Source organism: Bacteroidota bacterium (assembly GCA_034723125.1).
In the GTDB taxonomy this organism is placed as follows: Bacteria; Bacteroidota; Bacteroidia; order CAILMK01; family JAAYUY01; genus JAYEOP01.
Window position 1 is genome coordinate 1 of sequence record JAYEOP010000252.1, and the last position, 12749, is coordinate 12749.

The following is a 12749-nucleotide window of genomic DNA, read 5'->3' on the forward strand; positions in this document are numbered from 1 at the left end:
GGGTGAGTCAAAGAAAGTTGCTATGAAAATAAATGTTCAATTTCAACTTTTTATTTATTAGCGATTCCATAATTTGAGTTTTTGCTTCTTTTATACCTCTTTTGTGTTTTCTCCTTGAGGAGAAATTATAAGGTAAAAACTCAAATTATTATTTTTATGTTTTAGTACTTTTGATTTGCTTATAAAACCAAAACCCTGTCCATACCGTCATTGCGAAGGAAGAATGACTGTGGCAATCTGATGAATAAGAGTAGGATGCTTTCTTTACTACCTCTGCTAAAAAGCCCGAGATTGTCGCGGTCGTATCTCCCTCACAATGACGACTTTATGGGTTGTTGCTGTAGGGATTGTTTATTTGTTTATCTGGTGATTTGTTTATCTGTTTTTTCGTAACACATAACTCTAAGTACTTTAGGCACTTTAAGTACTCTAAGTACTTCTTTTTGTTTATTCGTAACACATAACTTTCGAAGCGAAGCAAGTCCGTAGGATTACCTTTTAGTTTTTACCTTTTAGTTTTTACCTTTAAGTACTTTAGGCACTCTAGGCACTTTAAGTACTTCTTTATGTTTATCCGTAACTCTTAATTTTTCACTTTTAGTTGTTAGCTTTTGCCTTGTCTTGTCTGCCTTGTCTTAGTCCTGTGATTCAGGATATCGTACTTTCCTACTTTTATTTTCTCATTAACACATTCTTTCATTCATTTCTCAATAAATTTTATTACCTTTGAAAAATAATCTTTGTTAATATTACGTTTTTTTTATTAAACTGTTTGACAAAATACTTTATAATTAATGCCATATTAAATTGATATGAAATTTTTAAAAAACGAAAACGAAAATAATGAAATTCAGATAAAAGAATCTATTCCTGGTATTAGCCATAGAACAATTGAAAAAATAAAAAAAGCATGGGAAGAATCAGGTAATGCACCACCAAAAATTAGAATGGATATTCCTAAAGAGGATGAAGGTTTATTAAAACAAATAATGCAAGATTGTATTTTAGAAAAGGGTGGAGAACTGACTAATAAATCCAGAATTGTTCATCTTGGGATGATTTATCTTCATTCTACAAAGGAAGGTAAAGAAAAAATTTTAAATATACTTGCTTCTGATTTTGATGTGGATATTGAAAAACTTAATAAAAGTATAAAGGAATTAAAAACAATAAAAGATGAGAAAAATTTAATAAAAGCTGAACTAAATCTTAGGGAAGCACTTGTACCACCTGTTACAAAATTATTAAGACAGTTTATTACACTTCCGAATGGTTTTATTTTTTTAAAAGATATGCGAAGAGAGATTTTAAAATTAGAAAAGAAATTTCCTCGCTTTAAAAAGTTGGATATTGATATAAAAAATTTATTAAAAGGATATTTTGACATTAATCTTTTAGATTTAAAAGAAATAACATGGAATTCTCCGGCTGCTTTATTAGAAAACCTAAAAGAGTTTGAAGCTGTTCATGAAATAACATCATGGAAAGCTTTAAAATATCGCTTGCATTCTGATCACCGTATTTTCGCATTTATTCATCATAGAATGCCTAACGAGCCTTTGGTTTTTGTGGAGGTAGCACTCGTTAATGGAATTGCAGGTAATATCAATAAGTTGCTTAATGAAGATACTCAAGCAATTGATCCTGAAAAAGTAGATACTGCAATTTTTTATTCAATTTCAAGTACACAAAAAGGTTTGAGAGGAATTAATTTTGGTAACTTTTTAATAAAGCAAGTTGTAAATAAGCTGTCAAAGGAATTGCCAAATTTAAAATGTTTTGCTACTCTTTCTCCGATTCCTAAATTTATTGATTGGTTAGGAGAAAATATTAATACTAAAGGTGCTGATTTTTTTACTAAAGAAGAATCAAAAAAGATTAGACGAATTGCACTAAAAAGAAATACAATTGTTGCTTTTCTAAGAATTTTAAATTCGGAAAAGTGGTATGAAAACACTAAAAAAGTTGATGCAATAAGAACTCCTTTAATGAGGCTTTGTACTCATTATCTTATTAATGAAAAAAAAGGAAACAAAACTTATGATCCTGTAGCTAATTTTCATTTGCGAAATGGAGCTAAAGTTCAGCAACTAAACTGGCTTGGAGATATTTCTCAAAAAGGTATAGAGCAATCCGCAGGTATTATGGTAAACTATTATTATGAAGTGTCAAAAATTGTTTCAAATCATGAAAGTTATATTAGCGAAGCTAAAGTACATGCTTCAAAAGCTGTGAGAGATTTATTAAAGAAGTGAATAAAAAAACAAAAGGAATAACGTGATTAGACTAATCACATAACATTATTGAAATTTTGAATATGAGAATCATTGCCGATACCAACATTTGGTATGAGTTAGGACATAATGAAGAACTCTTTAATAAAATTAAGAATGAACCAATTTGCCCAACATATACTAATATCTATGAGCTATCAATTTCTGAAAATGTTGTTCAAAAAGAAGAATATGTAATACTAAACCACAATCAATTTAATTAAAAAGAATCTAGTATTATGCCGATGGATTAGCATGTTAAGAAAATTTATTTTCTGTTACATGATAACCTTTCGGTATAAGAAAGGCAATTCAAAAGATGTTTTACTTCAAAGACAATGTTATTCACCAACCACCTTTTTTTTATATTGCTCAATTAAACTGCAACTATGAATTTGATGTTATTAAGGAAACTGGAACATTATTGCAATTTACATCAGATTTTGCATATGGTGACAGAATTCGACAGGATAAAATAAATGAATATTTTAAAGGTGTAAGAATGCATAAGGCTCATTCCGAAACTTTATCTGATTATTTTAATAACGAAGCTGTAAAAATAAAGTCAAAAATCGGAAACAAAAAAGAACATCGAAAAAGGGATACTACCGATTCTGTAGCTGGATTTATCAACTTCATTGTTAAATCAATTACAAAAAATGAATGTGATATAGTTGGTCTTGAATTACGAACAATTGAATTGCTTTTAAGGGCTCTGGATGAATTTTTTGTTACAGTTGAACTTTCAACAATGAAAATCCAACCAAATGATTGGAGAGATTTCGGAATATTGGGATATGTTCAGCCTGGTGATAAATATTGGACTAAAGAAAATAGATGGAAAAATATCATTAAAAATGCTGGTTGTGCAGATTATTTATATTGATTATTTGTTGAGTTTTATAAGGTTGTTTTATACAACTTGTAATATACACTATTCAAATTTACGATTTTATTTTAATAACCCAAGCATGTAAATTCACAAAAGCTGTCAAATAAACAAATAAACAAATAAACAAATAAACAGTTTAATAAGGAACAGTTGCACTCAATATTATTTCATAAGGATATGGAATATTTTGAGATGCTGAATCTGCCCATTTAAAGTCATAAGCATAACTTTCTCTTAGGATTGTTCCGCCAACTGCAATCATAGTGGAAAAATTTGACATTTTTTGAACATCATCTTTATACTTTATGTCAAAGTATAATATTTCTCCCTTTTCGGATTTAAAAGAATGCATAAAATTTTCTCCTCCTGTAACAACCTCTGACTTATTTTCTCCGTTTTCAAAGTATGTTACTTTGTATTCAGATGTTAATCCTTTTACGGAATATTTTATTTCTTTCGGATCTGTATCTTTTTCACAAGAAATGAAAAGAAGCATTAGTGAAGCTATTGTTAATAATCCAAGTATATTTTTTAAGTTTTTCATAATCATTATTTTAAAATGTTGAAATTAAAATTTGTTTATTGTTTTATAAATTTACTATCATGTTAATATAAAAAGCTCTTCCCGGCTCATAAATATTATCATGACTACCCAGCATTCTTCTGTTTAGGTGCTCGTAGTAATCATTGTCAAAAATGTTATTGATTCCACCTGCAAGAGTTAATAATTTGCTGTACTTATAAACCAATCCAAAATTAGCAACTGAAAATCCGGGAGTGTTCTTTTCACCGTAAGATTCTGATATTTTGTTTTGCTCAGCAACTATTCTGTAAGATACTCTTGGTATCAATTTATCATTGAACATTTTGTAATGTAACAAAATATTTGCTTCAAAAGGAGGTATTTCTGATACAGGATCATTTTCAATAGTAGTAAGCTTGCTGTAAGCTTCCCCCATTGTTCCTTGAGTATAAGCAGCAATTAGTTGTCCTCCCATTTTGAATTCACTAGGAGTTGAATAAGTAAATTCAAAACCGCTAAACATTACAGCATCTTGTGAATTATAAAATTGTTTTACACCAAGAACGCTACTTGTATTTTGTTTTACATAGCTTGGTGGCACTTCTTTGGCGGCAATAAAATTGGTAATATAAGAATAAAATAAATTTACTTTAAAACCACCAATATCTTTATTTGTGTATTCAATATTTAGGTCGGCTTGATTATTAGCTTCGGGTTCTAGTAATGGATTTCCAAGATAATCGTATTGGTCGTATCCAACGGGTAGTAATCTGATAAATCGTTCAACCATTCCAGGGCTCCTAACTCCTCTACCTAAACCTAATCCAACTGATATATTTTCGCTAAGTTGTTTTGATAATCCAAGGCTAAAACTTAAGTTTGTAAAATTTGTATTAACATCATCAATACTTTGCTGAATAGTATCCTTTCCTCCTTTTACAAATTTATAAACATTCATATCTTCTGTTGTTCCTCTGTTAAAGTCAACTCTTGCCGCAGTAATCAATTCAATAGTTCCAAATCTGTTTGAATATTCTACAAAAATTCCGTTGTTTTGAATGTTTGAATTTGTCCAAATGTCTTCAACTTTTATTGGCATACCCATCGGAGTAGGAGGCATAACATAGAAGTTTTTTGTTCTCGTTCCGTCTTTGTCAATATTTTCGTAATCTGTTCCAATAAAAAGTTTGCCGTTTTCACCAGTATTAAGTCCTATTTCTGCACGACCACCGGTATTAGTAGGATCAATTGCTGAAATAGCAGCTACTGTGTCTCCAAATGGTTTTTCTTTATTATCCATAATGTGTTCAACCTTTGAACGATAAACTTTGATTTTAATATCTGATATTTTTTCTGAAAGATTTTTTGCAGTATAATCAATAGACATTATGTTTGTATTATCTTCACGTTCATCCATAGGTAAAGCAGAGTAATAAACATCTCTTCCGTGTGATTCATTGTAGGAAAGTAGTATTTCTTGATTTTCAGCAGGTCTGAATCCTAATTCAGCAGAGTGATTCCATTTATGAAATCCTGAGCTGATAACTTCTCCACGTCCATCAGTATAATCATCGTATCTGCTTTGAGAACCTGAAAGACTAAAATAAACACGATTATTTCCACCATAAACTTGTAGGTGTTCTTTGTCTCCATCCCAATTGCTTTCGTAACCTTTTACAGCACGAGCGTGAACTTCAAACTTTTCTGTATTAAAGGCTTTTGGTTTTTTTGTAATAAGATTTATAACTCCTCCGAATGTGGGTCCATAACGTAATGTATAAGGTCCTTTAATAACTTCAATTGTTTCAATATCTTCCATTTCTACATGTGAAGAAACAGGGTCCATTCTATTAGGACATCCTCCTTCAACTCTTATTCCACCATCAAGAATAACATTTAATTGGTCAAATTTGAAACCTCTTATTACGGGGTCAATTGCAGAACCTCCTTTACGAACACCTGAAACATTAGGTACTTGTCGTAATAAATCTCCAACATCCCTTGTTGCTTCTTGTTCTAAGGTACTTTCTAATATTTTTGTTTTTGTGTTTGAAAATGTAACCTTTCTGCGTACGTGTATTTCAGTAGGTGAAAGGATAATAGAACCTCTTTCAAGATAAAAATTGAGAGTAATCTCTTTTCCTGAGCTTACACTAATAGTTTTTTCTGCTCTTTTATATCCTAAATAAAGAACTTGTATTTGGTATTTCCCCGGTTTAACATTTTTTATGACAAAATAACCATCATTATCGCTTGCATCACCAAAATTTGTAGGAGTTAGAACAACATTTGCACCTATCAATTTAGTATTGTTTTCTTTGTCAAAAACATATCCCTTGACTATTGATTTTTGAGCATTAGCAAATGAAAATACTAAAAGTAGAATAAAGATTAAGTAAAGTTTTTGTTTCATAATTTTGTAATTTTTTGTTTGAAATTTATCTATATGTACAATTAAAACCTAAAAGGTAACCAAAAAAAATGACTTTTTTTTAAAATAATTTGTAAGGTGTTGATATATAGCATATAGTAAAAATATTGTTTTTGTGAAAAAATCCTTTTTTTGTGAAATTTTTTATTTTTTTTTAAAAATGTGATACAATAAAAGTGAAATAAAATAATTAGAAATTTAAATAAATTGAGTGCAAAGGTAAAGTCAGTTTGACGAAATATGTACCTCTATTGCACTTAAATTGTATTTATGTGTATTACTTAGTTTTTCTATGTGATTTACTTAGTTGATTTAATTGTTTTAATTAATTATTATAAAAAAATTAAAATTCAAGGATATTATTTTTTAAGGCGAATTTTACTAATTCTATTGTATTTTTTATCTTTAATTTTTGTAATAAATTATGTTTATGCGTTTCAATTGTTCTTATATTTACAAATAATTTATCTGCAATTTCAATATTGCTTAATCCTTCGATAACAAGTTTTAAAACTTCTTTTTCTCGTTTTGTTAGTTGTTCGTAATCTTTAACCGAGTCATTTTCATTATTCTTAGCTTTACGCAAAAAATATTTTTGCATAATAGTGGATATTGAATTGCTAAAATATTCTTTACCGGCAATTATTTCCTTAATTGCTTTAAACAGTTCCTCTTTCGAAGTTTCTTCTTTTGGTAGGTATCCGTTTGCTCCGGCTCTTATTGCATTAAATACATATTCTTCCTTAGTATGCATTGACAAAACAAGAATTTTACTGCTTATATTTTCTTCTTTAATTTGTTTAATAATTTCAATTCCTGAAATTTCTGGCATTGAAATATCCATTATAACAACATCAGGTTTTTGATTTCGTATTTTTTGTAAAGCTTCATTAGAATTGCTTGCTACATCAATTATTTCAATTTCTTTTGCACCTGAAAAAAGGGATAAAATTCCATCTCTAAATATTTTGTGGTCATCTACTAATAAAACGCGTATTTTTTTCATTCTCAGTATTTAATTTTGTTAAATTAACTTTTCATATTTTGAAATTGCATTTAAATTTTAGCTTTTTAATGGTATCTTAATAGTAATTTTTGTTCCTTCGTTTATTGCACTTAGGATAGAAATATTACCATTAAGTATGTTTACTCTGTCAATCATATTGTTGATTCCGTTTCCTGAGCTTTTGAAGTTTTTGTTATAATTAAATCCAATTCCGTTATCTTGAATGATAAGTGTAATTTGTTCATTGTTACCTAAAAATTGTACATTTATTTCACTTGTTTTAGCATGTTTAATAACGTTATTAAGTGCTTCTTGAGATATTCTGTATAAATATCTTTTTTGTTTTGGATTAATATTTTCGGGAATTCCATGACTAACGTAATCAATTTTCTTATTATTTATTGATTCTGTTTCGGTGCAAAGATTTTGAATAACCGTTTCAATTTCTATCTCATCTAATGCAACAGGCATGAGGTTATTGGATATTTTTTTTACTTCATCAATTGTGTTTAAAAAATGATTTTTTATGTTCAGTATTTCTTCTTTTATATTAGGCTGAGACTTAGAATAAAGATTTTCTAATTTCATCTTTATTGTTAATAGATATTGTCCTAAACCATCATGTATTTCGCGTGATACTCTATTCCTTTCAATTTCCTGACCATCAAGTAATGCTGTTAAACGTTTTTCTTTTTCTTCTTTTAATTTCTTTGATGAACTTGCAATTTCTGCAAGGTATTTTGTTTCTTTTTCAAGCTTTATTCTTGATTTTTGTGATTGATAAAAAATTATAAATAGTGTAATTAAAACGATTGCAATTACTAAAGTGAATAGACTTGTTTTTAATGCGTTTTTATAAATAGGTCCTGTAATTTCCGAATATGGAATATTCATTATTATTGTCCAGCTTTTATCACCGAGAAATACTTTTTTGAAAACAGCAAGACTATATTCATTATGTGCAAAATCTATAATTTTGCCTGAACCTTCATCTTTTTGTTTTATTGCTGTAAAAAATGAATGAGTTGAATTTATATGCTCTTGAATATCTTTTTTATCAACTTTTTTCAAATTTTCATCAGAAATAAAATTGGTTAATATGTTGTCAATGTTTCTGTTAAGTAATGATTTTTTATGATGAGCACGGATAATGTTTTTATTATCAAGCATCCACATATAGCCATTTTCTCCAACAATAAATGAGTCAATATATTTTGAAGAAATATTTTCAATTTCAATCATCCACCTTAAAATACCTGTAAATTTTTCTTGATTAAAAACAGGACAAGATATTGTGAAAGCACTGTTTTGTATATGATTTATAAAAATATCACCAACTATTATTTCTCCTTTTCCGGGGTTCTGAGAATATAAAATACCTGTTTTACAGTAGTTCGGGCATTTTGAACTTGTATCCCAATTTGGGATTTTTTTAATAATTTCTCCTTTATTTTTTAACAATAATATTGCATTTATATCTATTTTGTGAATATTGTAAAGGTTTTGTAAAAAACAAAATTCATTAATATTGGCAGAACCTGAAATTGTTCTTTTTTTAATTACAGGATTATTTGATAGTGATAATAAGTTTTCGGAATATTTCGTAACAAAACTTTCAATGTTTAATGCTGATATTCTTGTTGTGGTAAGTAGTTGCTTTTCCCATTGGTTTACTACAGATTTTTTGTATTTTAAATGATTTTGTATTGAAAAAAAAATCGTAAAAATAATTAGAATAATTAAAATAACTAAGGATATATAAATTCCTAAGGAACCTTTTATCTTATAATATTTTGAATAATCCTTCTTCATTAGAGTTTCATATTTTTCAAAAGTATAAAAAAATAAATTAAAAAGATAATTAATTTCATGCTACTTTTGGAATGTCTAATTTTAACAAGAAATTTTGGTTCTATGTTAAAGATTTTGTAATTTTACATTTTGTTAAAAATAATAAATTATTATTTAATTAAACGATAAGTATCAATGAAGCTGATATATCAGGGGCAACCCAAAAACCAAATTGATTTAAATTATCGTAAATTATTACAAATAGTAAATCCTTCAACAAAAGACGAATTCTCGTTATTGCGTAAAGCATTTACCCAATATAAAAGTTCGATAGAAAAAACAAAGGCAGATAAAAAAGGACATAAAGTTCCGGAAATTGCTGAGATTGTGATTGAGCAACTTGCATTGAATCCAAATTGCGTAATAAGTATAGTTGTTTATTTAATTGTAAAAAATAATTTCATAAAAAAAGAAGAGGTTGAAGTACATTACAACAAAGATATTGATACCATTGTTTCAGGTTTAATAAGCATATCTGAACTTCAAACAGACCATGCAAGTATTCAAACGGAGAATTTTATTAAACTCCTCCTTACATATACAACTAATGTAAAGATAATTTTACTTAAGCTTGCTGAAAGATTGATGAGAATGCGATATCTTGTTTTTGAAAAAGAAAAAATAAGAAGAGAGATAGCTACGCAAATTTATTATTTATATGCTCCCATAGCTCATCGTTTAGGATTTTATTACATCAAACAAGAAATTGAAGATTTGTATGTAAGATATACTGAACCAAAGAAATATAAAATTATAAAAAAGAAGATAAAAGAAAGTAAAGTAAAATATGAACAGTTTGTCAATTCTTTTATCATGCCTTTAAAGTTAGAATTTGATGAAAGGAATATGTCTTATTCTATAAAATGGAGAACAAAGTCTATTCATTCTATTTTAAAAAAAATTGAAAAGCAAAATCTTGATTTTGAAAAAATATACGATATTTTTGCCATAAGAATAGTACTTAATTCAAAGAAAAAAAATGAAGTTGCTGATTGTTGGCATGTATATTCAATAATTACAAATCGTTATAAACCTAAGCCTGAAAGGTTGCGTGATTGGATAACAATTCCAAAAGAATCAGGTTATGAATCATTACATACTACGGTTTTAGGATATGGGAATAGATGGGTTGAAGTTCAGATTCGTTCAAAACGTATGGATAATATTGCTGAAAAAGGTATTGCAGCACACTGGAAATATAAAGGTGGTAAAGCAGAGAAAGAATTTACTAAGTGGTTAAAAAATATTAGAGAAAAACTGGATAATGGTATTGCAACAAGTATTGAGCAATACGATGGATTTGAGCCGGAAACAGAATTGAATGATATTTTTATTTTTACGCCTCGTGGTGATTTGAAAAAATTACCCCTTGGCTCAACAATTCTTGATTTTGCATACAGTATTCATACTGATATTGGTAATAGTTGTATAAGTGCAAGAGTAAATAAAAAAGTTGCTCCATTAAAATATGAATTAAAAAGTGGTGATAGGGTAGAAATTGTAACGTCAAGAAAGCAATCACCAAAACCTGATTGGATGAATTATGTTTTTACTTCTCGTGCTAAGTCTAAAATAAAGAGAGCTTTAGAGGAAAAAGAGTATAGTGATGCAGAAACAGGAAAGGGAATACTTTTAAGAAAAATTAGAAATTGGAAGATTAAATTTGATGATAAGATAATTGTTGAACTTTTAAAATACTATAATTTAAATACTTCACTTGCATTGTATTCAAAAATTGCAAATGAGAAAATAGAATTATCGGAAATAAAAGAAATTCTTCAAAAACCTAAAAAGAAAGGTTCAAAGAAAAAGAATTTGGAGGACATTAAAAATCATCTTGTTACAGAGAAACCAAAAGCTAAAGCCAAGTCAAAAGATGATGTATTGCTTATTGATGATGATCTTAAAGGAGTGAATTTTAACTTAGCAAAATGTTGTAATCCAATTAAAGGTGATAAAATAACCGGTTTTGTAACCATTGGAAAAGGTATAACTATTCACAGAAAAAATTGTCCAAATTTAAATCACATGCTTGGAAAGTATCCTTATCGTGAAGTAAAGGCAAGCTGGAGTGATACCAAAGAAAGTATTTCTTTTGGTGCGTCAATAAAAGTAATTGGAAGCGATGAAGTAGGGATAATAAAAGACATTACAGAAGTTATATCTACAGATCTTGCGGTAAATATGAAATCAATAAATGTTGATTCAAGTGATGGCTATTTTAATGGTAATATTAAATTAGACATAAAAGATACTTCACATCTTGATGAATTGCTAAAAAAGTTGCTGAGAGTAAAGGGTGTTACCAAGGCTGTGAGGGTAGAGAGGAAGAGGGGGAGATGAAAAGAAATTTAAATAAAAAGTATGAAAACCACAAAACAAACAGATTATAGGGTATTACATTTTGTAAGGAAGAAATCCCAATTAAAGTCTTCTTTTATAATAAACCAAATTATAAATCATATCAATTTTATTCCATCTATTGCATATAAATTTGAAAAGTATAAAGAGGGTCATGAAAGAATTGAATGGAGTTTTGATAAAGAAATTGAAGAATTAAATCTATCTCTTTCAGAAAATAAATGGGATAAGATTTTGTTTAAGTTTTTAAAAAAAATTACAAGAAAACAAGCTACGATAATTAAGGAATATATTGAAAAAAGAAAAATCAATATTCTCCATTTTCATTATGGTACAGATGCTGGAATGTTTTTATTAATGTTAAAAAGAGTGAATTTGCTAAAAGTAGTATCCTTTTATGGCTATGATTGTTCCGATTTTCCAAACCTTTATTTTGGTTTGGCAAAATATTATTTGCAAAAAAGAACATTCAAATATGCTGATAAGGTATTTGCAATGTCAAAAGATATGCAAGATGATCTTATCAAACTCGGCTGTCCTAAAGATAAAATTATTGTACATTATTTTGGTAGTGATATTCAAAAATTTTATAGTATTCATAACTATAATAAAAAGAGAGTAGTTTCTTTTCTTAATTTGTCAAGATTTATTGCCAAAAAGGGACATGATTTTTTACTTAAAGCCTTTTTTTTAGCTTATAAAAAAAATCAAAACATCCATCTAACAATTGTAGGTGACGGTATTACTAGAGATTTGATTTATGCTATTATTGATAAGTTTGGAATGCAAAAGTATGTTACCGTAAAATCCTCTTATAGCTATGCTTCCGAAGAACATCTAAGGTATTTATCAAATGCTGACATTTTTATTCATCCGAGTTTAATAGATAAAAATGGCGAAAAAGAAGGTATCCCAGGTGCTGTTATAGAAGCAATGGCTAGCGGTTTACCTGTAATTTCAACTTATCATGCAGGAATTCCTGAAATTATTAAAAACTACGAAACGGGTTTACTTGTTGAAGAATGGGATGTTGATAAATTGACTGAGTATATTTTGGAACTGTCGTCCAAAGCTGATATGCGTAAACAAATTGGTGAGGCAGGTCAGAAGTCTGTAATGAGTACTTTAAAATTAGAAGATAAAGAAAAAGAATTGGAAGAAATTTATACAAATCTTATTGAAAAATGATGTATGAATAATAAATAAATTCAAAAAAAATAATAAACTACTCCACCCGAAAAATTGATAACAGAATTTTGCTGAACATCTTTTTCCAATGCTTGCATATATTCAAACTTATTCCGTCCTGATGAATAATTTGCCATTAGTGAAAATGCAATAGAATTATTTAACAAATATTCAACACCGCAAGCTAATGTGTATTGAAAAACACTTGACTTTGCAGATTCTCT

At 28.3% G+C, this 12749-nt stretch carries 10 protein-coding genes; 5 read left to right on the forward strand and 5 right to left on the reverse strand.

Going from position 1 to position 12749, the window contains the following annotated elements; translation table 11 throughout:
• Positions 1-812 precede the first annotated feature (812 nt).
• From U9R42_06890 to U9R42_06900, 3 genes are all read left to right on the forward strand, one after another.
• Complete coding sequence (locus tag U9R42_06890) at positions 813-2255, forward strand: malonyl-CoA decarboxylase family protein (GenBank protein MEA3495745.1); 1443 nt, start codon at positions 813-815, stop codon at positions 2253-2255.
• A 62-nt stretch (positions 2256-2317) separates the two neighbouring features.
• A complete protein-coding gene (locus tag U9R42_06895; protein ID MEA3495746.1) occupies positions 2318-2497 on the forward strand; it encodes a hypothetical protein in 180 nt (59 codons plus the stop codon).
• A gap of 95 nt (positions 2498-2592) precedes the next feature.
• Entirely contained in the window at positions 2593-3159 is a 567-nt protein-coding gene (locus U9R42_06900; GenBank protein MEA3495747.1) for a hypothetical protein, read from the forward strand.
• A 142-nt stretch (positions 3160-3301) separates the two neighbouring features.
• Here the strand turns inward: U9R42_06900 and U9R42_06905 are convergent, their stop codons facing one another.
• The 4 genes from U9R42_06905 to U9R42_06920 form a co-directional block, all read right to left on the reverse strand.
• Positions 3302-3709: a hypothetical protein gene (locus tag U9R42_06905; GenBank protein ID MEA3495748.1), complete on the reverse strand. Its 408-nt coding sequence runs from the start codon at positions 3707-3709 to the stop codon at positions 3302-3304.
• Positions 3710-3752: 43 nt separating this feature from the next.
• Entirely contained in the window at positions 3753-6101 is a 2349-nt protein-coding gene (locus U9R42_06910; protein MEA3495749.1) for a TonB-dependent receptor, read from the reverse strand.
• Between the two features lie 361 nt (positions 6102-6462).
• On the reverse strand, positions 6463-7125 hold the full coding sequence (locus tag U9R42_06915; protein ID MEA3495750.1) for a response regulator transcription factor: 663 nt from the start codon (positions 7123-7125) through the stop codon (positions 6463-6465).
• Positions 7126-7182: 57 nt separating this feature from the next.
• On the reverse strand, positions 7183-8937 hold the full coding sequence (locus U9R42_06920; protein MEA3495751.1) for a cache domain-containing protein: 1755 nt from the start codon (positions 8935-8937) through the stop codon (positions 7183-7185).
• Positions 8938-9111: 174 nt separating this feature from the next.
• Between U9R42_06920 and U9R42_06925 the strand changes: the two genes are divergently transcribed.
• The gene (locus U9R42_06925) at positions 9112-11319 is read left to right on the forward strand and encodes a TGS domain-containing protein (protein MEA3495752.1); all 2208 of its coding nucleotides are present in this window, start codon (positions 9112-9114) and stop codon (positions 11317-11319) included.
• 21 nt (positions 11320-11340) lie between these two features.
• Positions 11341-12525, forward strand: coding sequence for a glycosyltransferase family 4 protein (locus tag U9R42_06930; GenBank protein MEA3495753.1), 1185 nt, complete (start codon positions 11341-11343; stop codon positions 12523-12525).
• A 20-nt stretch (positions 12526-12545) separates the two neighbouring features.
• Here U9R42_06930 and U9R42_06935 read toward each other — a convergent pair.
• The coding region (locus U9R42_06935; protein ID MEA3495754.1) for a hypothetical protein at positions 12546-12749 on the reverse strand (204 nt) is incomplete at its 5' end.